Annotated in this window: 17 protein-coding genes and 1 pseudogene; 10 read left to right on the forward strand and 8 right to left on the reverse strand. The window is 60.5% G+C overall.

The window, feature by feature from the left end:
* Positions 1-117 precede the first annotated feature (117 nt).
* The 4 genes from SMD14_RS05115 to SMD14_RS05130 all read right to left on the reverse strand — a co-directional run bounded on the left by SMD14_RS05115 (position 118) and on the right by SMD14_RS05130 (position 3,750).
* Positions 118-1,611 carry a PTS ascorbate transporter subunit IIC gene (locus SMD14_RS05115; protein ID WP_321215555.1) on the reverse strand — a complete coding sequence of 498 codons (1,494 nt, stop codon included), beginning with the start codon at positions 1,609-1,611 and terminating at the stop codon, positions 118-120.
* Between the two features lie 75 nt (positions 1,612-1,686).
* Positions 1,687-1,959 carry a PTS sugar transporter subunit IIB gene (locus SMD14_RS05120; protein ID WP_321215556.1) on the reverse strand — a complete coding sequence of 91 codons (273 nt, stop codon included), beginning with the start codon at positions 1,957-1,959 and terminating at the stop codon, positions 1,687-1,689.
* A 40-nt stretch (positions 1,960-1,999) separates the two neighbouring features.
* Positions 2,000-2,458 (reverse strand): PTS sugar transporter subunit IIA, encoded by a 459-nt coding sequence (locus SMD14_RS05125; protein ID WP_321215557.1) that lies wholly within the window; start codon positions 2,456-2,458, stop codon positions 2,000-2,002.
* A 113-nt stretch (positions 2,459-2,571) separates the two neighbouring features.
* Positions 2,572-3,750 (reverse strand): ROK family protein, encoded by a 1,179-nt coding sequence (locus SMD14_RS05130; RefSeq protein WP_321215558.1) that lies wholly within the window; start codon positions 3,748-3,750, stop codon positions 2,572-2,574.
* Between the two features lie 175 nt (positions 3,751-3,925).
* On the opposite strand from SMD14_RS05130, the gene SMD14_RS05135 reads away from it, so the two are divergent.
* Positions 3,926-4,159, forward strand: coding sequence for a hypothetical protein (locus SMD14_RS05135; RefSeq protein WP_321215559.1), 234 nt, complete (start codon positions 3,926-3,928; stop codon positions 4,157-4,159).
* Positions 4,160-4,167: 8 nt separating this feature from the next.
* On the opposite strand, the gene SMD14_RS05140 is transcribed toward SMD14_RS05135, so the two are convergent.
* The 3 genes from SMD14_RS05140 to SMD14_RS05150 all read right to left on the reverse strand — a co-directional run bounded on the left by SMD14_RS05140 (position 4,168) and on the right by SMD14_RS05150 (position 6,727).
* Entirely contained in the window at positions 4,168-4,458 is a 291-nt protein-coding gene (locus SMD14_RS05140; RefSeq protein WP_321215560.1) for a hypothetical protein, read from the reverse strand.
* Positions 4,459-4,716: 258 nt separating this feature from the next.
* A complete protein-coding gene (locus SMD14_RS05145; RefSeq protein WP_321215561.1) occupies positions 4,717-5,610 on the reverse strand; it encodes an Ltp family lipoprotein in 894 nt (297 codons plus the stop codon).
* 349 nt (positions 5,611-5,959) lie between these two features.
* Positions 5,960-6,727: an FCD domain-containing protein gene (locus tag SMD14_RS05150; protein ID WP_321215562.1), complete on the reverse strand. Its 768-nt coding sequence runs from the start codon at positions 6,725-6,727 to the stop codon at positions 5,960-5,962.
* 95 nt (positions 6,728-6,822) lie between these two features.
* On the opposite strand from SMD14_RS05150, the gene SMD14_RS05155 reads away from it, so the two are divergent.
* The 9 genes from SMD14_RS05155 to SMD14_RS05195 all read left to right on the forward strand — a co-directional run bounded on the left by SMD14_RS05155 (position 6,823) and on the right by SMD14_RS05195 (position 19,071).
* Positions 6,823-7,701, forward strand: a complete 879-nt coding sequence (locus SMD14_RS05155) for a carbon-nitrogen hydrolase family protein (protein ID WP_321215563.1) — start codon at positions 6,823-6,825, stop codon at positions 7,699-7,701.
* A 9-nt stretch (positions 7,702-7,710) separates the two neighbouring features.
* Positions 7,711-9,060 carry an APC family permease gene (locus SMD14_RS05160; protein WP_321215564.1) on the forward strand — a complete coding sequence of 450 codons (1,350 nt, stop codon included), beginning with the start codon at positions 7,711-7,713 and terminating at the stop codon, positions 9,058-9,060.
* A 46-nt stretch (positions 9,061-9,106) separates the two neighbouring features.
* Positions 9,107-9,886: a carbon-nitrogen hydrolase family protein gene (locus tag SMD14_RS05165; RefSeq protein ID WP_321215565.1), complete on the forward strand. Its 780-nt coding sequence runs from the start codon at positions 9,107-9,109 to the stop codon at positions 9,884-9,886.
* Positions 9,887-10,087: 201 nt separating this feature from the next.
* On the forward strand, positions 10,088-11,722 hold the full coding sequence (locus tag SMD14_RS05170; protein ID WP_321215566.1) for a reverse transcriptase domain-containing protein: 1,635 nt from the start codon (positions 10,088-10,090) through the stop codon (positions 11,720-11,722).
* A gap of 428 nt (positions 11,723-12,150) precedes the next feature.
* Positions 12,151-12,780 carry a DUF6338 family protein gene (locus SMD14_RS05175; RefSeq protein ID WP_321215567.1) on the forward strand — a complete coding sequence of 210 codons (630 nt, stop codon included), beginning with the start codon at positions 12,151-12,153 and terminating at the stop codon, positions 12,778-12,780.
* A 663-nt stretch (positions 12,781-13,443) separates the two neighbouring features.
* A complete protein-coding gene (locus SMD14_RS05180; protein ID WP_321215568.1) occupies positions 13,444-16,053 on the forward strand; it encodes a DUF3427 domain-containing protein in 2,610 nt (869 codons plus the stop codon).
* A 246-nt stretch (positions 16,054-16,299) separates the two neighbouring features.
* Positions 16,300-16,602 (forward strand): nucleotide pyrophosphohydrolase, encoded by a 303-nt coding sequence (locus SMD14_RS05185; RefSeq protein ID WP_409339719.1) that lies wholly within the window; start codon positions 16,300-16,302, stop codon positions 16,600-16,602.
* 40 nt (positions 16,603-16,642) lie between these two features.
* Positions 16,643-18,304, forward strand: coding sequence for a DNA/RNA helicase domain-containing protein (locus SMD14_RS05190; RefSeq protein WP_321215570.1), 1,662 nt, complete (start codon positions 16,643-16,645; stop codon positions 18,302-18,304).
* 263 nt (positions 18,305-18,567) lie between these two features.
* Complete coding sequence (locus tag SMD14_RS05195) at positions 18,568-19,071, forward strand: hypothetical protein (protein ID WP_321216338.1); 504 nt, start codon at positions 18,568-18,570, stop codon at positions 19,069-19,071.
* Here SMD14_RS05195 and SMD14_RS05200 read toward each other — a convergent pair.
* Positions 18,963-19,385 (reverse strand): annotated as a pseudogene (locus tag SMD14_RS05200) (transcriptional regulator); the annotation flags it as partial. The gene SMD14_RS05195 and the pseudogene SMD14_RS05200 sit on opposite strands and share 109 nt — an antisense overlap.
* Positions 19,386-19,468 lie beyond the last annotated feature (83 nt).

Raw genomic sequence — 19,468 nt, forward strand, 5'->3', positions numbered from 1 at the left:
ATCCAGGGGCTGCGAGCCGTTTGCGGGTTCACGTCGTACTGAGGGCGCGTCCGGCGTTGGCCGGACACGCCCTCAGGGGTTGCGCGAATCTCACTACGAACGGTTCCGGGAGCCCCGTTATGCAGTGGTACTTTCCTGCTTAGCTTTAGCCTTTTCGCTTTCCTGGGCCTCGGCGAGCCAGGCATCACGCCTCGCGCCAGGGACCCATCCGGTATCGACAACCCGCCGTTGGAAGACGATGGCGGCTGCAACGAGGATGGTAGCGATAAGAATGGCAAGGACGGCGCCAAGTGCAGGGCCGCCGGCCAGACTAACGCCGATGAGGGTGCCGAACCAGCCGAAATCGGCGTCACCGAAGGTGCTGTTTGCGAGCCCGAACTGGCCCAGGACGAGCAACAGGACGGCGGGCAGGATGGTGATGATGATGCCGTTCACGAAACCGCCGAGCATGGCTCCCCGGCGCCCGCCTGTTGCGTTGCCGTACACGCCGGCGCCGCCGCCGGTAAAGAAGTGTGGCACCATTCCGGGAAGGATCAGGGCCAGGCCGAAGGCGGGATTCAGCCACAGAGCCAGGATGCCGAGGGCGATCAGGCCGCCGGTGAAGGAGCTCAGGAAGCCGATGAGCACGGCATTGGCGCCGAACGGGAAAACGATGGGGATGTCAAGGGCGGCTTTGGCTCCGGGAACCACCTTGGCTGCAATACCCTGGAAGGCGGGAACGAGCTCGCCCAGCACTGTCCGCACGCCATAGAGGATGACGGCCACGCCGACGCCGAACAGCAGCGCCTGTTCGAAGCCCGCCATGAGGAAGGCTCCCGCATCAGGGGCGTCAAAGATTGCCAGCGCGTCGGCAAGCGGGAGGGCGATCAGACCCCAGATGGCGAAAACCATGTAAATGAGTACCATGGACAGCGACGTGGCCACCATGGAGTCGCGGAGGAACTTCAGCCCCTGCGGGAATTGGATGTCTTCGGCTGACTTGCTGCGCTTGCCCGCGGCCTGTCCGACTGCGCCCGCTGCGATGTAACCCAAAGAACCGAAGTGGCCGATTGCGATGGTGTCATTGCCGGTGATCTTCTTCGTCCACGGGTGCAGGAATGCTGGCATGACCACCATGATCACGCCCAGCAGGACGGCCCCGAGGAGCACGACCAGCCAGTCAAGGCCTTCTCCCAGGCCGACGGACAGAATAACGGTGAGCATGGTGGCCATGAACACCATGTGGTGACCGGTCAGGAAGACGTACTTCAACGGAGTGAAGCGCGCCAGTACCAGCATGATGAGAAAGCCAAGGGTCAGGACGTATGCGCTCTGGGCGCCGAACTGTTCCTGGGCCATTGCGGTAATGACCTCGTTCGTCGGGATGACACCCTGGGCGCCGGTAACGGTGAGGATCAGTTGACCGAGGGGGTCAAGTGATCCGGTGACGACGGTGGCGCCCACGCCAAGGATGAAGAAGCCCAAGGTTGCCTTGAGCGCACCTCCGATGACCTGGCCCGAGTTGCGCCGCAATGCGATTAGGCCTGCTGCGGTAATGATGCCGATCAGGTACGCGGGCACATTGAGAATTTGCTGCCCTATGAAATTCAGTACTACTACGAGCCAGTCCATGCCGTAGGCACTCCCTTATTGCTGAAATGTTGGTTGGTCTTGTGGTGTTGCAGGTGGAGGTACCACCGGCAGTGACTATCGAATAGCGGCAGACAGTTTTTTATGGATCTCATCGAGGTCAAAGAAGTTTTCGATAACGATGACCTCTGCGGGGACATCGCCGATTTCAGGTGCGAGCTCCTCGGAAGTAAGCACGATCTGCGCCGTCTGGGCGGCGCCGCGGGCAACTCCAATGTCAGCGGCCTCAATATCGGCATCGATGCCGAGATCCTGGAGAACCTTTTCTGCGTTCATTTTCAAGAGCACTGATGTCCCAATGCCCATTCCACATACAGCGACGATCTTCATGGTTCGTTGCCTTTCAATTCAGGGGTGATGTTGGAGTTGCTTATTTCGGTGAGGCGGCGCGTTCCAGGAGGGAGCGAACTTCTTCCGGACTCGCCGCGGCGTCAAGGCCACTGCGGGTGGCCGGATTCGAAAGGATTCCGGCGACTGCCCTGAGGACTTCGATGTGGGCAGTGTGGTCAAGGGCTGCGAGGCCTATGACCAGGGAGACGGGGTCGTTGGATTTGTGCCCGAACTCCACAGGGGAGGCCAGGCTGACCCAGCTGAGCCCTCCCTTTTTGACGGATTCGGAGGGGCGTGCGTGGGCGAGGGCGACTCCGGGGGCGATGACGATGTAGGGGCCGTGCTCTTCGACGGCCTCGATCATCTGTTCGGTGTAGTCCTCTGTGGTGACTCCGCCTGCCACCAGGCCATCTCCGGCACAGCGGATGGCTTCCCTCCAGTCGGAAGCGGCGACATTGGTGGCGATGGACGAGAGTTCTTCAGCGAGGTTTAAAGCCACGGGGATCCTTCAGGTAACGGATCACATCACGACGATGTGAGGTATATCACCGTAGCAAGGATTGGTGGCTTAAGTCTATTAGTAGACCAAAGTATTTTCGTTGGCGGGTCTTCCTAGCCGGATGCCAGGACAAGAGAGTTGGCTCCGCTGTGGGTAAGCCGGCTGATCCTGTCGGGCGCGAAGAGTGTGTCCTGGGCAAGCAGTGATGCTCCGGTCAGGCCGGCCACATCTCCAAGGCCGGAGCGTTCGACGACGAGCTCCCGGGTGGCGAATTCACGTGCACCGGCGAAGATAGCCTCGCGGATGGGTGTGAGGAAGGGTTCGCCCGCTGCGGCGAGACTTCCGCCGATAATGACGGCCTCTGGATTGATCAGTCCAACGATGTCGGCCAGCGTCTGGCCAAGGGCGGTTCCCGTTTCCTCAAGGAGAGTTAGCGTTCGGTGGTCCCCGTTGTTCGCGAGCTCAACAATGTCCGCTCCTGTCCTGACTTTGTAGCCGCGGGCCACTAGTTCGGCGCGTATCACCGCTCCGCTGGCTACGGTTTCGAGCCGTTGGAGGCGGCCGCCACCGATTCGGGGCCGGCTCAGGTCGCCGGCTCCTCCGCGCGCGCCGCGGTACACGGCCCCGTCCAGCACAAACCCCAGCCCGATCCCGATGCCGGCTTTCACGCCCACGATGTCCCGGTATCCCACCCTGCCCCGCCTTGCTTCCGCCAGGGCCATGGTGTTTACGTCCCGATCAACTGCCAGGACGGCATGTCCATATCTGCTCAAGAAGTAGTCGCGGACAGCCACGCCGTCCCATTGCTTATCGACTTGCGGTGATGCCAGGCATCCGGTTGTGACATCCACGGGCCCGGGGACGCCGACGCCGATCCCCACGACGTCAGCCCTGGTCTTCCCCAGGCGGAGCAGCATGTGGTCGAAAACCTGGCCTGCCCATTCGAAAATCTCAGCAGGCCCCTGGCTTGGCCCGATGTCTGCCTCGTCAACGCTGAGGATGGTGGAGACCAGGTCCGTGATGGCCACCATGCTGTGTGAACCGCTGATATCAAGGGCCAGAAGCACGCCAGAATCCGGCTTGACCGCAAACGTTTCGGGTGGGCGTCCGCCGCGGGAGTCCAGTTGACCTACGCTCATGATGATGGAGGCGTTCAGTAGCTCTTCGAGCCGCCGGGCAAGGGTGATTCGCGACCACCCCAGCCGCTCCAGAAGGTCATTCCTGGTCGTCGCCTGGCCGGACCTGATCAGGCCCAGGACAACGCCCGATCCTGTCGAAAGTGATTGTGCCATTCCAACCTCTCGTTTGGTCGCCACGCAGGAATCCGAGCGGATACCGTTTATGCATACTAGTAACCGAAAGTCTATCGTGACTCAGGACACCTGGCCGTAGTCTGGGGGCCGTGCCTGTGCACGGAGAGCGGCATTGTCCCGTGGTGGAATCTGCATGGAAGGCGGTAGGCGGGACTTGTCGGCAGCAGCACGCCTTACGGCGGGAAGTACGACGGCGGAGGCGGGCCGGGAGCGCGCTGTCAGGGACATCTCCGGTGCAGAGGGCGGCCACGAGCGCGATGTGGTCGTGGTTGGACTTGTGGAGCTTCTCGATGGGGTAGGGGAGGAAGTGGTCGTAGAGTTGGCCCGGTTTGCGGGTTCAGAGCCCACGAGGGGCGCGTCCGGCTTTGGCCGGGCGCGCCCCTCGTGAGACAGAAGCTATTTGGTTACGTGCACTACCACTGCCTTCTCGACGGCTTGTTCCGCTCCTGCGTTGTCGATTCCAGTAACTGTCCAGTTGCTGAGCAACAGCACGGTCTTTCCGGTGTCAGAGTTATAGACGAGCTTTTTGAAGCCAAGCGCGGTCAATTCATCGTCGAGTGCTTCCGCATTCATTCCAGCGGCGTTGGCCGGGATCACGGCGGTCGCTGGTGCAGCAGGAGCCGGTGCCGGGGCTGCCACAACGGCAGGAGCAACAGGTTCGGCTGTGACCGTGGCGGTCGCCGTCACTGTTGCCGTTGCAGTAACGGTTGCCGTGGCCGTTTGGGTAACGGTATGCGTGACGGTTGGAGCTGCTTGAGGGGATCCCGCGCAGCTTGAAAGGGCCAAGCACAGGAGCGCGCCGCTGGCCAGTGTTGTCGTGAGTTTCAAACCTAATTTCCCCTCGAAATGTATTGGCAAATCTGGATGCCCCGTTGCGGCTCGCTGTCCAGTTCGGCACCGAAGCCTCTCGCGGCGCCGCGATGGGACGGATTGTCTTTGGACCAGCTAGAGGCCGGTGGTGCTGGCTCCATATTCGGCCTGCTCCGGCGTATAGCCCTCAAAGAGCAACTGGTCGACCAGCCCGGACCGCGAGAAGGATGTGAACTTCAAGTAATCCTTGGCCTTCTTTGCTGCCTGCTCGTTGTAGTCAATCGTCATGTGGTCCACGGCCCAGGTTGCATCATCGACGGAGAACTTCTCGAACACCAGCTGATCGATCAGGCCGGACCGCGAGAAGGCGGTGAACTTGAGGTAGTCGCCGGCTTTCCGCTGGGCACTCTGCTGGCTGATGGTCCCTTTCTTGGCGGCGGCTTCGGCCTCGGCCGCAGCCTTCGCAGCAGCCGCGTCAGCGGCAGCCTGAGCTTTGGCGGCAGCATCGGCTTCGGCTTTTGCCTTAGCCGCTGCATCCGCCTCAGCCTTGGCTTTTGCAGCGGCCTCAGCTTCGGCCGCTGCAACAGCGGGGTCCTTTGTGGGAGCTGGAGTGGCAGACGCGGTCTGAGCTGCAGTGGCGACCTTGGGAGAGGAGGCGACGGGCGCTGACGAAGGTGCAGAGCCCGCGCGGGCCGAGTTGACGACGATGCTGAGGAGAATGACAACGCCGGTGACGATCAGGGCCACTTTCTTGTGCCTGTCATAACCTTCCAGCGGAAGCCCACGCTTGTCGCGTGTCTTGTTAGCCAGCACCAAGATGAGGTCAATCAATGCCCAGATGCCGAGCCCACCAAAAGTGACGAGCTTCAGGATGCCGGTTCCCACCTTGCCGAGGTAGAAGCGGTCAACGCCGAAGACGCCAAGGAGCAGCGAGAGCAGCCAGGTCGCCAGGAACGACTTGTTGCTTACCGGCGGTTGACCATAGCCGTAGTTCGGAGGATAGGGGGCGGTGTAGGGTTGCTGGCTCATGAGAGTCCTTCCATAGGACACCTGACCGACGTGCGATAAAAAGCGTGCGGGGTTGGGTGCGGTGATGGACACACATGGAGGAAATCCAGCGTGGAGCGTGGACCGCAAAAGCGGTACACCGAGCCAGCCGACAGAAACAACATTTTCGCTTCCCCCAATAGCGTCAAAGTCATTTCATTAGATCTGAGAAAATGCCGCCTTTTTTGGTTTCTGGGAGAAAACTGCGCGAATCCTGATATTTAGTCGCGAATCTTGACGATTTATTGATGCTTTTTTGGGTCCTCATTCCAAGCCTTGGTTGGAAATTCGTACGTCGATAGCCGACTGATTGTGGCCATCGCAGCCCCTATCAGTCCGAGATCGGGGCTGAGGGTTCGCCCTTAGCTAGTCCCATAAACATCGTCCGGTGCAGGATGTCCACGTGCTTCCTGGCAACTTCCACGGCGTCCTGGACATCTCCGGCGCGGAGGGCAGCCACCAGGGCGATGTGGTCCTGGTTGGATTTGTGCAGCTTCTCGATGGGGTAGGGGATGAAGTAGTCGTAGAGCTCCGCTAGCGTCTCGTGATAAACCTCGACGGCGGAGTCCAGACATGATGCAGTGCCCACCAGCTGATGGAACTGCTCGTCCATCCGGTGGTAGTACGACCAGTCGGTCGCGTTAGCCATTTCCCGGGTCAGCCGCTCCAGCTCATCCAGCTGCTGGCCAGTGGCGTTGACCGCTGCGTAATGCGTTACCGCGCATTCGAACAGCAGCCGCCGGTCCACCAGCCGGTTCACCGCCTGGGACTCGGCCGGCGACGCCGACAGGGAAGCCAAAACATCCGTAGGCGGCGCCTCCGCCACAAACGTTCCCCCGGCCCGCCCGCGCCGGCGCACCACCACGCCCTGCTCCGCCAAACTCGCCAGCGCACGGCGGGCCGTGATCGGGCTGACCGAAAGGCCCAGGGCAACGTCCTCCTGGTCCGGCAGCCGCTCACCCGGTTTCAAGAGCCCCAACGAAATCGCCATCCCGATCCGCATCCGCACGGCGTCCATGGCACTGCGGCGCTCCATGCCGGGCATCCTGCCGGCGCCGAGGGGCGGGGGCTCGACGGTGTCCTCCAGCTGACGGGTCATATCCGCTACTTTACGGCCCACACCAGCCCCCTTCCCTTTATTGGATCATTCTGATCTAATATAACCCGGATCACACCCCAACGCGGAGAAAACCCATGCAACGCATCCTTCCCCTCATCGCCGCCCAGGCCCGGCCGCGGCTCATCGGCGAACCCGTTTCGGCCTTCGCGGACGAGGTCAAAGCGGCCCTCGAAGCCCAGCCGCACAGCAAGCTGGTCGTCTTCCCCGAGCTGCACCTCTTCGGCGACGGAAACCCGGACCTGCAGCGCGCGGAGATCCTTCAAGAATCCGCCGAACCCCTGGACGGGCCACGGGTCAAAGAACTCAAACAGCTCGCGAAAGACCTCAACATCTGGCTGGTCCCCGGCAGTGTCTGCGAACGCGGCCCCGAAGGCCAGCTGTTCAACACCCAGCTGGTCCTGTCCCCCGAAGGGGAGCTCGCCGGCTACTACCGGAAGATCTTCCCCTGGCGCCCGTTCGAGCCCTACGATCCCGGCGACAGGTTCACCACCGTGGACCTGCCCGGCATCGGCAGGGTGGGCCTGAACATCTGCTACGACGCCTGGTACCCGGAGGTGTCCCGCCAGCTCGCCTGGATGGGCGCCGAGGTGATCCTCAACGTCGTCAAAACCACCACCCCGGACCGCAAGCAGGAACTGATCCTCGCGAAGGCCAACGCCATCGTGAACCAGGTCTTTATGGTCAGCGTCAACTGCGCCGGCCCCACCGGCCAGGGCAAGAGCATCATCGTGGACCCGGAGGGCAACACCCTCGCCGAGGCCCCGGACGACGCACCCCGGCTGCTCACCGCGGAACTGGACCTGGCCGCCGTCGACCGCGTCCGCACGCACGGCACGGAGAACCTCAACCGCCCCTGGTCGCAGTTCCGCGAGGGGGAGCCCGCCGTCGAACTTTCCGTCTACCAAGGCCGGATCAACCCGGCCACCTGGACACCGCCGTCCTACAAGCCCTAAGGAAACATCGTGACAACCACCCTTACCCGCACGCTGAAGCTGCCCTCGCTGGTCCTGTTCGGGCTGGCGTACCTGACCCCGATCATCGTCCTGGGGATCTTCGGCATCATCGCCGAAACCACCGGCGGTGCCGCGCCCGCCGCGTACCTCGTGGCGCTCGTGGCCATGCTGTTCACCGCGCACAGCTACGGCCGGATGGCCATCGCCTACCCCGTGGCCGGCTCCGCCTACACCTACGTCCGCCGCTCCATCGATTCCCGGGTGGGGTTCCTGGTGGGCTGGGCCGTGCTGCTGGACTACCTCTTCCTGCCCATGGTCATCTGGCTCATCGGCGGCTCGTACCTGAGCGCCCAGTTCCCCGGCATCCCCATCGGCGTCTGGATCGTGGGCTTCATCGTCATCACCACGCTGCTGAACATCCTGGGCATCAAGGTGGCGGACAAGGCCAACTACGTGCTGATGGCCTTCCAGCTGCTGGTCCTCGTGTTCTTCGTGGCGCTGGCCATCGGCAGCGTCGTGTCCGCCAACGGCGCCGGGGGACTGGCCAGTGGGCAGCCGTTCTTCAATGACACCGCCAGCTTCGCCACCATCTCCGCCGGCGCCGCCATCGCCGCGTACTCGTTCCTCGGGTTCGACGCCGTCACCACCCTCACCGAGGAAACCATCAACCCGCGCCGGACCGTGCCGCGCGCCATCATGCTCGTGGCCCTGATCGGCGGCGGCATCTTCGTAGCGGTCTCCTACGTGACCCAGCTGGTGCACCCCGGCGGCGTGTTCGAGGACTCCGCCTCCGCTGCCAGCTCAATCGCACTGCAGATCGGCGGACAGCTGTTCGGCGCCGTGTTCCTGGCCGGCCTGGTGGTGGCGCAGTTCGCCTCCGGCCTCGCCGCGCAGGCCAGCGCCTCCCGCCTGCTCTACGCAATGGGCCGCGACTCCGTCCTGCCCAAGGCAGTCTTCGGCAAGCTGAACGAGAAGTTCCACACGCCGGTGGCAAACCTGGTGATCACCGGCATCGTGGGCCTGATCGCGATCTTCCTGGACGTGGCCACGTCGACGTCGTTCATCAACTTTGGTGCCTTTACCGCCTTCACGCTGGTGAACGCCTCGGTGGTGTTCCACTATGTGCGCCAGGGCCGGGCCGGGCACCGGCTGAACGCGGTGTCCTACGTGGTGGTCCCGGTGATCGGCGCCGTCATCTGCGCCTACCTGATCTCCCAGCTGGACAGCAACGCCATTACCCTGGGACTGTCATGGCTGGTACTGGGCGTGCTGGTCCTGGCCCTGATCACCCGCGGCTTCAAGGCCTCGCCGCCGGAGATGGCGGCCACGGAGAAGGCGACGGTCGAGGCGGCCGCCTGACTTCTGGTTACTTGTGTGGTTCGTTGGGGCCGGGAAAGGAAGATTCGTGAGGATAGCGCTGGGGCAGCTGGAGTCGGGTGCCGACATCCAGGCGAACCTTGCCGCGATCGACCGGTTCACCGCCCAGGCCGCGCGCGACGGCGCCGCGCTGGTCGCCTTCCCGGAGTACGCCACCTACGAGAAGAAGAAGGTGGACGCGACGTTCCCCGCAGTGGCGGAGCCGCTGAACGGCCCCGTCTGCCAGGAGCTTGCCGCCATTGCCCGCCGCCACCGCATCGCGCTGGTGGCGGGGGTGGTGGAAACCTCGGACGAGTCCGGGCGGGCGTACAACACCCTGGTGGCTTACGGGCCCGACGGCGGCCGGCTGGCTTTCTACCGGAAGATCCACCTTTTCGACGCGCAGGGCTTTGGGGAGTCGACGTTCATCAAGCCCGGGCCGTCCACGGAGCCGGTGGTGTTCGAGCACGGGGGAGTGCGGTTCGGGCTGATGACCTGCTACGACCTCCGGTTCCCGGAGCTGGCCAGATCATTGGCCGACGCCGGCGCGCAGGTCCTGCTGGTCTGCTCGTCATGGGTGCCGGGCGTGCATAAGACGGAGCAGTGGCTGGCGCTGAATGCGGCCCGGGCGATCGAGAACAGCGTGTACGTGGCGGGGGTGTGCCAGGCGCCGCCGGTCTCCGTGGGGCGGAGCGTGCTGGTGGACCCGCTGGGGGTTGTTGAGGCTGATCTTGGGCTTGAGGCTGGTGTCCGGACGGTGGAGGTGTCGCTGGAGACAGTGAAGCGGGTGCGGGAGGCGTTCCCGATGTTCCGGCAGCGGCGAATATAACCCCTTCTCTTTCCCGACTCCCTGCGAGTAGCGGAAGTTGCGCTCCATGAGAGCGGCCAATCGCAAGGACACGCCGTAAAGGGGTGGCATGCCCACTCGGTGCACTGCTCTTGTTTATGATTTTGCGTGGGTTCCAAGAGGAACTAGGCTACCTGCCATTTGTAAGCGGATCATGACTGATCATCACCGATTACCTGAGGCGTGCTGTTCAACCAGCGCTCCTGCGTGAGGCTCATTTTATTTGTGGTGGGTTGGCCGCCGATGGTGCCCGCGAAAGCGGGCACCATCACCAAATTAGGGGGCAGGGTGTGGCGAGAGCTTGACAAGGCGATTTTGATAAGTGCGACGAGGCAAATTCGCGACTTTGAAAAATATCGGAAAGACGTGCAGGATGAGAATGCGCGCAGAAAGCGTAGAAGCCTTGATCAGCCGCCCCTGCTGGAGGTAGTTCGTCCCTCCCGGTGGAACGAGAGCCCTGCTTTTAATCCGTACCTCGTCCGCAAGCGGCGCGCTAGTATCGCTCATGCCATTACTGAGAAGCTGAAGAGTGGAACTTACGTTCCTCAAAGACCGGCGTCTTTTAGTGTTCCGAAACCCTCGGGTGGTGAACGTCGGGTTAATACCTACAGTATCGCTGATGAGGTGATATCTAAGCGCCTTTACCAGTCCCTTATGGGGAAGAACGCTGCAAAGTTAAGTGCACATTCGTTTGCGTATAGAAACGATCGCACGCCGCACGATGCTATTTCCTATATTTATAATGACATGAAGAACGAGCATCGCCTGTTTATTGCAGAATTCGACTTCAGTAAGTTTTTCGATCTCATATCGCACGAATACATCTGGCAGACTTTCTCTCACCTCGGGATTATTTCGTCTCCCCTGGAGCGGTCTCTCATTAGGACCTTCCTGGCTCATCCACCGTCTTCCGCCAACGAAGCGGGAAACGAAAAAAATGAAGAAGTGGGGCTCCCTCAGGGAACCTCGATCAGCCTTTTCTTGGCAAACGTCGCTGCAACTCCTATCGATCGCTCTCTCGAGAGACTGGGAGTTGGGTTTTCGAGATATGCTGACGATACTCTTATTTGGAGTGACAGTTATGAGAAGATTTGCACTGCTTCGCGTATTTTACAGGAGGCTGCACATGAAATCGGATCGCCGATAAATTTTGAAAAAAGCCCCGGTATTCGAATTTTGTCGAAGCCTGAAGCGCGGTCTTCAGAGATCGAAGAAACTAAGTCCGTCAACTATTTGGGGCACACTCTTGGGCTGAATAGTGTCCGAATGCGCGAGACAGCAGTCGATCGAATAAAAAAGCGAGTTCAGACTCTGATATACACGAACTTGCTTATGGAACCCTTGCGTGATAACCAAAATATGAATGCGATCACGTCAAATGATCGCGATTACGTGACCTACGTCTGGCAACTTCGACGCTACCTTTATGGACCCTTGAGTGAGAACGACGTTCGTCGCTTTCAGCATGGCGGCATTCCTGCGATGTCGTTTCAGGGCGTGATGTCGTTCTTCCCGCTTGTGGATCACGACAAGGATCTCGTTGAACTTGACGTGTGGATAGCAACTCAAACGTGGCTGGCCCTTAAAAGACGCCAGCGGCTGCTTGCGAAGCGTGTAACGCGAGTACCCCGAACTTGGGGGCTTAGTAGGTCGAAACTTATTCGACTAAAAGTCGTATCCGGAACCACTGGGGAAGAAATTGATCTACGACTCCCAAGCCTAAGAAGAATTGCGGGCGTCATCCGAATGGCTGTCGATACCCATGGTCTTGCCTCTGTCTCAGATGGGTCAGACCTCTATCTCTACGAGTCAGACTAAGAGTTTGCGGGGCAGGTGTTGGTCATCCTGTGCCTTGTGGCGCCGTCCAACGTAGGCATAGTTGCTACGGGTGCACCGGCTCTGTGACCAGGCCAACCATTCTTTGCTTCCACGTCCAGGCTCTCTGTCATCTCCGCGTTAGACTTTTCCGACGGGTGGAGCTACGTCCTGGGCCTGTTCTTTGAGGATCTCAGCCATAATGAAGAGATGAGCGAAGACAAAAGTATCCTCCGGGGTGTAGACCCCACTTCCGCCAATGAGGCCCTTCATGGATCGGCCAGCAGGGGGTCGCACGTAATGCCGACGAGTTCACTCCCCGCCAACTTCGTCCCACCATCCGCAGCGCTGAAACCCGCGGAACAAGTGTCGACGCAGCGCCCTTCCTCCGCCCCCAGCTAATTCACGTGGTGCCTGGGAGCCTTTGGGCTGTGCTTGCCGTGCTGGGACTGCTGCCCGGTTGGATATTCCTCGTAAAACGCGAAAAGCATCTACGCGGAGCAACTCGGAGTGGCTTCGGTGAACTTCTCCAAGTAGCAGCTGTCGGTGCGGGTCTGACGGGCACGGCGCTCCTGATTTGGTCGATTTTTTCCGAGCCAATTGCTCCCCTTGGGTTTGTCAGCCTGAATGAGCTCGCCGCTTCAGGGGGAACATATCTGGCCGCCCATCCGCGCCACGTCATCTCCACCCTTGCCCTGGTTCTAAGCGCTGCCTGTTTGTTTGCACTGCTGCTGGCCACGTACAAATATCAATCCCTCCATGACGCATACAAGCCGGGCTCGTCTTGGGAACAGGCCTTTAGTGGAGTGCCCCAGGGCAAGGGTCTTTGGTTAGGTATTCAATTGAGGGAAGGCCCACTTGTTGAGGGTGTTCTCCATAGTTTCGATATTGCCGAAGCGAGTGATGGCAACCGAGATGTAGTGCTGAGGCATCCTATCTACGTAACCATCAACGATGCTCGCGGAATTACGGAACTAGACCGCTTGGTGATTTCTTCTGAGCAGATGCAGTACATGAGTGCGATCCATATTGAGCTCGCCAGCGAAAATTCCGGCGTTTGACATTCTGCTGCTAAGGGCAGTCTGAGTCGCGCATACACAGTCGAATTGTGCAGCTTCTGTAGAACAAGTTTGAGTGTGTTGAGTGCGTCCTCTGCCTGGATCCAATAACCTGGCGCTGTGATTAACTATTTTGGGGGATCAGCGGAGGAACAGTTACCCGAGGGCCTGTACGAACTTCTAAGCACAGATTTACTCAGGACACGTCTGCATCAATCAGCAGGACTGCAGCCAGTCTTCGCTGAGATAGAAGACGAAGACTCTCCGGACATTCTCTCTCGTCATCTGGCAGATGCTGTTCGGAAGGCTCTCACCGGAGCAAAGCCAGCCGACCGGGTCGCTTTGGCGAATCGACTTCTTCAAGAGCTTCGGCATGGCGACCTAATCACTGATGTCCCTTCCCAGCTCCAGGCGCTCCATCGCCCGAATTCGCTCAAGCGTCGCCAACTCCGCCGACCCACCACAAAGCTGAGCGACTCGGCTCTGCTCACCAATAGCAAGAACGACCCAAATCTCGCGGCTGAGCTCCGGGCCGAGATGGAGTCGGCTAACACCGTTGATCTTCTTTGCGCCTTCGTCCGTTGGACCGGGCTGAGGCTTCTCGAGCCAGCCCTTGAACAACTCATAGAACGCGGCGCCAAGCTCCGAGTCATTACCACCACCTATATGGGCGCAACAGAACGCCGTGCCCTCGACGAGCTCGCCACACGTTATGGGGCAGAGGTAAAGATCAGCTACGAAACGCAGGCAACCCGACTGCACGCCAAAGCCTGGCTGTTCCGCCGCAATACCGGATTCGACACCGCCTACGTAGGCAGCTCCAACCTGAGCCAGGCTGCGCTCCTTGACGGGCTGGAATGGAACGTCCGCCTCAGTTCGGTCGCAACACCCGCCCTCCTGCAGAAGTTCGAGGTCACCTTCGACAGCTACTGGGAGCAGCGCGCCTTCCAAAGCTACGACCCGGAACGCGACGGCGAAAAGCTGGACGCTGCGTTGGAACGGAACGGTGGCCGTCGCACGGCGGCGCCGGATGCAACTACCGGCCTTGAGGTTCAGCCGTTCCTTCACCAGGAAGAGATGTTGGAGGACCTGGAAGCCGAGCGGCTCAAGGGCTTCACTCAGAACCTCCTGGTCGCGGCCACGGGAACCGGCAAGACGGTCATCGCAGCCCTGGACTACAAGCGGCTATGCGAAGCTGCCGGCCACGACCTAAGGCTGCTCTTCGTTGCCCATCGGCAGGAGATTCTCAAGCAGGCAATGCGCACCTACCGCGACGTCATGCAGGACGGAGCCTTCGGTGAACTCTACGTGGGGGACCACAAGCCGCAAGAGTGGAAGCACATCTTCGCGTCCGTCCAGTCGCTCTCCTCCCTCGGTGTTGAGCAGCTGGAGCCGGACTTCTTCGACGTCGTCGTAATCGATGAGTTCCACCATGCTATGGCGCCCACATACCGTCGCGTGATTGATCACCTGCAGCCGCAGCAGCTCCTGGGACTCACGGCTACACCGGAGCGGGGTGACGGCCTCGACGTCGCCAAGCAGTTCTTCGACGGCCGCACGGCCAGCGAACTGCGCCTCTGGGATGCACTGGACGCTGACCTGCTGGTGCCGTTCCACTACTTCGGTGTCTCTGACGACGTGGACCTGAGCCAGTTGGACTGGAAACGTGGCAACTACGACCCCACCCAGCTGAGCGCCCTCTACACGGGGAACGACGCCCGCGCCGCCAAGGTGATCCGCGAACTCAGGGACAAGGTGACCAGCACCGACCAGATGCGGGCCATTGGCTTCTGTGTCTCCGTGCAGCACGCCCACTACATGGCCGAGGTGTTCAACCGAGCCGGTGTCGCCTCCGTCGCCGTCGACGGCACCACTGACAATGCCGACCGGGAGGAAGCCCTCCGGCGCCTGGGCAAGCGGGAGATCAGCTGCATCTTCGCCGTCGACCTTTTCAATGAAGGGCTGGACCTGCCGCAGGTGGACACCATCCTGCTGCTCCGGCCCACGCAGAGTGCCACGGTCTTTCTTCAGCAGCTGGGACGCGGGCTGCGCCGTGCCGAGGGCAAGGCGGTGCTGACGGTTCTGGACTTTATCGGCCAGCAGCGCCGTGAGTTCCGCTTTGACCTGCGCTACCGGGCGCTGACCGGCTACGGCCGAAAGGAGCTGGAGAAGGCTGTCGAGGACGAGTTCCCGTACCTGCCGTCCGGCTCGCAGATCGTGCTGGACCGGGTGGCGCAGAAGGTGGTCCTGGACAACATCAAGGCCCAGCTCCGGTTCAACCGGGCGCAGCTGGTCCGGGACATTGCCTCGTACGCCGAGACCGAGCTGGAGGCCTATCTGGAGCGGTCGGGGAATGACGTGAAAACGATCTACCGTTCCACCAGGGACTCGTGGACCGGTTACCTCCGGCAGGCAGGGCTGATCGAAGGGTACTCGCCCCTGGAGACGGTGCTCCGCGGGAAGATCGAGGAGCTGTCAGACGGGGAGGAGAAGAAGCTGCTGGGCCGCATGGCCGCGCTTATTCACGTGGACGATCCGGAACGCGCTGCAGCCTATTCGATGTTGGTTTCTCCCGACGCGCCCCGCTACGCGGGGCTTGGCCTGCGCGAGCAGGCTTTCGCACGCATGCTCTTTTACACGCTATGGGACGACGGCGGCGGGTTCGCAACGTACGACGACGGCCTGGACCATCTGCGTGGCTACCAGTTTGTGTGCCGCGAAATTCGCCAGGTCGTGAAGCTGGGGTTGGCGGCATCAAAGCATGCGGCTAAGAGCCTCGGTGCGGGGCTGCAGCATGTCCCGCTGCTCTCGCATGCTACCTACCGGCGCGAGGAGGTTCTCGCGGCGCTTCAGTACGGTTCGCTGGAACAGGGCAAGAACGTCCAGCACCGGGAGGGTGTCGCTTGGTGTCCGGCTACCGCGACAGACGCCTTCTTTGTCACCCTGAACAAGGACGACAAGAAGCACTCCGCGACGACGATGTACAAGGACTACGCCCTCAGCCCGGAGCTGTTCCACTGGGAGTCACAGAATGCAACGTCGCCAACGAGCCCGACGGGACGTCGGTATCTGGACCGAGCGTCGCATGGTTCTCGGGTGCTGATATTCACGAGAGACACGGCGGACGATGAGACCGGACTGACGGTTCCCTACACGTGTCTGGGTCAGGTGGACTACGTTCAGCATTTGGGCGAAAGGCCGATCGCGATTACCTGGAAGCTGCATAGGCCGATGCCGGCGGACGTTTATGCGACCGCAGCGGCGGTGGCGCAGTAGTTGTACCGCGTCCAGGCCAACTCGATATGCCCGCCATTACGGCCGCAAAGACTACAGAATTCTCGAAATTCTGAAGCTCTGCGCCTGTGTATCATTTTGCGGCGGTTCGCACAGTCCACCTATGCTGTACACCATCGAGCAGTACAACATGACGCGTGCAAATAATTCCAATAGTTCACCTGACAGTTGTTCAGACTAGCTCGTCCTGCCGCGTGTTACGGTGACTTGGTGTCCGACAAAACCGTAATGCAGTTGCTTCGAGAGTTCGTTGCCGAGCGAGAGTGGGGACAGTTCCACAGCAGCGCAAACTTGGCCAAATCCATCTCGATAGAGTCGGGCGAACTTCTGGAATGCTTCCAATGGAATGATGAAGCGGAAACAGAAAGGGTTCAGTCGGAGCTTGCTGACGTCTTGACGTATGCCTACCTCTTAGCCGATCGTCTGGGCGTCGACCCCGATACCATAGTGGCCAAGAAACTCGAGGAGTCCCGGACGAAGTACCCGGTGGAAAAGGCTCGCGGGCGAAGTTCGAAGTATGACGAACTTTAGGATTGAACGTCGGAGCTTCTCGCCGCACGAGATTGACCAATTGAGCCGAAGCGGCGACTACTTCACTAACTGGCCCGTTGTATACACGCTGAATGACTCAAGAAGTGTGTACGTCGGTGAATCGAGAAGCGTAGCTTCCCGCATGCGGCAGCACTTGAAGTCATCTGAGAAGAGTGGCCTGCATCGGATGCATCTAGTCATTGATGACACTTTTCATAAATCTGCTTGCCTTGACTTGGAGTCATTCCTAATTCGACTTTTTGCTGGCGAAGGACGCTTTCAGGTGCTGAATGGAAACGCTGGAGTCAGCGACTCGGACTACTATGATCGCGCGAAGTACACCGGCTCTTTCAATCTGATATTTGAGGAACTTCGCAGAGAGGGACTGTTTGAGCGGTCGATTCCCGAAATTGTGAACAGCGATCTCTTCAAGTTCTCACCCTTCAAAGCTCTTAATAGCGACCAAGCGGGTGCGGTGGGAGAGATTCTAGACGGTCTTCTCGAAGATATCGATTGTGGAAAACCAAGTACCAGTGTAATCCAGGGTGATCCCGGCACGGGGAAGACAATCATTGCAATATACCTCATGAAACTTTTACGAGATATCCAGCTTTCGCAAGAAGGTGAGAACTTTGATAGTGATTCGATCTTTTCGGATTACTTCGTGGAAGGGAATCGCGATCTCATTGCTGATCTTAAAATTGGGTTGGTTATCCCGCAGCAGTCGCTGCGTTCAACCATAAAAAAGGTCTTTAGTAGGACACCTTCTCTTCAGCCTGGGATGGTTTTGAGTCCCTTTGATCTCTCACCCTCCGAAGAGTCCTACGACCTACTGATAGTTGACGAAGCGCACAGGCTCAGCCAACGAGCGAATCAGCCGTCCGGCCCTCAGAACAAGAAATTTCGCGAGATCACTGAAGCCCTATTTGGCATAGATGACCTTTCGGTCACTCAGCTGGACTGGGTTCGCAAGAGCAGCAAGCACCAGATACTGCTGGTGGATGCTGAACAAAGCGTTCGGCCCGCGGATCTGCCCAAGGATGTCGTTCGGTCGCTAATAGAACATTCTCGGGTTGAGAAGAAGTTCTATCCCCTGCACTCCCAGATGCGTGTCCGTGGCGGAACGGATTATATTAAATACATTCGTGCGATCCTTTCGTCCGAACCACCCGTTCCTTCGCGGGTCGAGAATTACGATTTCAAGCTTTTTGATGACGTGAGTGAGATGCACCAGGAAATACGTTTGCGGGAATCCGAGGTCCAGCTTGCTCGACTGGTGGCAGGCTTCGCGTGGCCTTGGAAGACAAAGTCAGATCCGAATGCGTTCGACATCGAAATTAGTGGGTACCGACTTCGCTGGAACCAGGCACAAACGGACTGGATCAATTCTGCCACTTCAGTAAACGAGGTCGGCTCTATTCACACCGTCCAGGGGTACGATCTAAACTATGCAGGTGTAATCATTGGGCCGGACCTCCGCTTCGATCTGGAGACTCAATCCGTCGTTATCGATCGAGCTAGCTATTTCGATAAGAAGGGCAAAGAAAACAACCCCAAGCTTGGGCTGGTGTACACTGACAGCGATTTGCTTCGATACATCGTGAACATTTACGCAGTCCTGATGACGCGAGGTATGCATGGGACCTACGTGTACGTGCACGACAAGGCCCTTCGCGAATACCTGCGCCAGTTCTTTCCCTAACGCAACTGGCTGGAGTCACAACCCAGAACCCATCTGTGGACAACCACCGAACCACTAGCGCCACATCACCACTAGCCCGAACGGCCGCCCCAACAGCTAGGTCCAGCTGGTCCCGCAGCAGCTGCACCACCAGGACACCCGACCGGCTGAGCAGGGGAGCCGTGCACGCCTCCAGCGCCTCGGCCACCCGCCCTTCGCGCAGCAGCCGCAGCACCCGACCGTAATCCGCGCACCCCGTCAGTCCGGCAGCCAGCCAGTACGGGTTGGACTCCACCGCACCACCCAGCATCGACCGCACCCGGAACATCTCCGTCCGGATGGCCGGCGGTGTGCCCGCATCCCGGTGCAGCTCGTACGCCAATTCGTCGGCGCTCCATCCCTGCGACCGTGAGTCCAACAGCGCCAGGATCTCCGCCCGGCGCAGCGTCAACGGTACCCGACTCCCGTCGGTAAACACCGCGGCAGGCCTGTCACCCAGCAGCTCCAGCGACGAAACCGCAACACTAGGATGGCGCACACTCTGCCGGGACGCACGTACGGAAGACGAAGCGCCCAGGGAAGCGCCGCCGTCGGGCGTTCTCAGCATCGACTCCGCCACTCGGACGGCGCACCGCACCATCCGCAGCGTGTCCGCGCTGATCGTGTCCAGAGGGCCTGACACGTCGAGCACGCCCAGCAACCGGCCCGTGGCCGGGTCTGTGATGGGCGCCGCCGTGCAGGCCCAGTCGTGGTGGGTGCGGACCAGGTGCTCGGCGGAGAACAGCTGAACCGGCCCGCCGGTGACCAGCGCCTCGCTGACGGCGTTGGTGCCGATCCCCGCCTCGGACCAGTCCGCACCTTCCGGGAACTCCAGCCGGTCCGCCCGGCGCAGCGCCTCCCGGCTGCCCACCCGCCACAGGATCTCCCCGCTGGCGTCGGTGAGCACCAGCAGGTGCCGGCCTGAACTGGAATCGTCGGCCAGCAGGTCCTGTAGGGCCGGCATCACCCGCTGCAGCCGGTGCTCGCGCCGCAGCTGCAGTACCTCGGACGGATCGTGCAGGTGGCGGGGGCTGTGCTGGTCCGGGCTGATGCCCAGCGCCATGGACCGGCGCCACGACTCCGCCAGCGGCACGGGGATCTCCGGACGGGGGACACCGGCGATGACCAGCTCGTGCGCGCGGCGCA

The organism is Pseudarthrobacter oxydans, assembly GCF_034258515.1.
Classification (GTDB): domain Bacteria; phylum Actinomycetota; class Actinomycetes; order Actinomycetales; family Micrococcaceae; genus Arthrobacter.

Excerpts from the sequence above, each read along its gene's own strand:
- SMD14_RS05115 (WP_321215555.1), bottom strand. The coding sequence starts at position 1,611 with ATGGACTGGCTCGTAGTAGTACTGAATTTCATAGGGCAGCAAATTCTC.
- SMD14_RS05120 (WP_321215556.1), bottom strand. The coding sequence starts at position 1,959 with ATGAAGATCGTCGCTGTATGTGGAATGGGCATTGGGACATCAGTGCTC.
- SMD14_RS05130 (WP_321215558.1), bottom strand. The coding sequence starts at position 3,750 with ATGGCACAATCACTTTCGACAGGATCGGGCGTTGTCCTGGGCCTGATC.
- SMD14_RS05145 (WP_321215561.1), bottom strand. The coding sequence starts at position 5,610 with ATGAGCCAGCAACCCTACACCGCCCCCTATCCTCCGAACTACGGCTAT.
- SMD14_RS05150 (WP_321215562.1), bottom strand. The coding sequence starts at position 6,727 with ATGACCCGTCAGCTGGAGGACACCGTCGAGCCCCCGCCCCTCGGCGCC.
- SMD14_RS05155 (WP_321215563.1), top strand. The coding sequence starts at position 6,823 with ATGCAACGCATCCTTCCCCTCATCGCCGCCCAGGCCCGGCCGCGGCTC.
- SMD14_RS05180 (WP_321215568.1), top strand. The coding sequence starts at position 13,444 with ATGGGCGCAACAGAACGCCGTGCCCTCGACGAGCTCGCCACACGTTAT.
- SMD14_RS05185 (WP_409339719.1), top strand. The coding sequence starts at position 16,300 with ATGCAGTTGCTTCGAGAGTTCGTTGCCGAGCGAGAGTGGGGACAGTTC.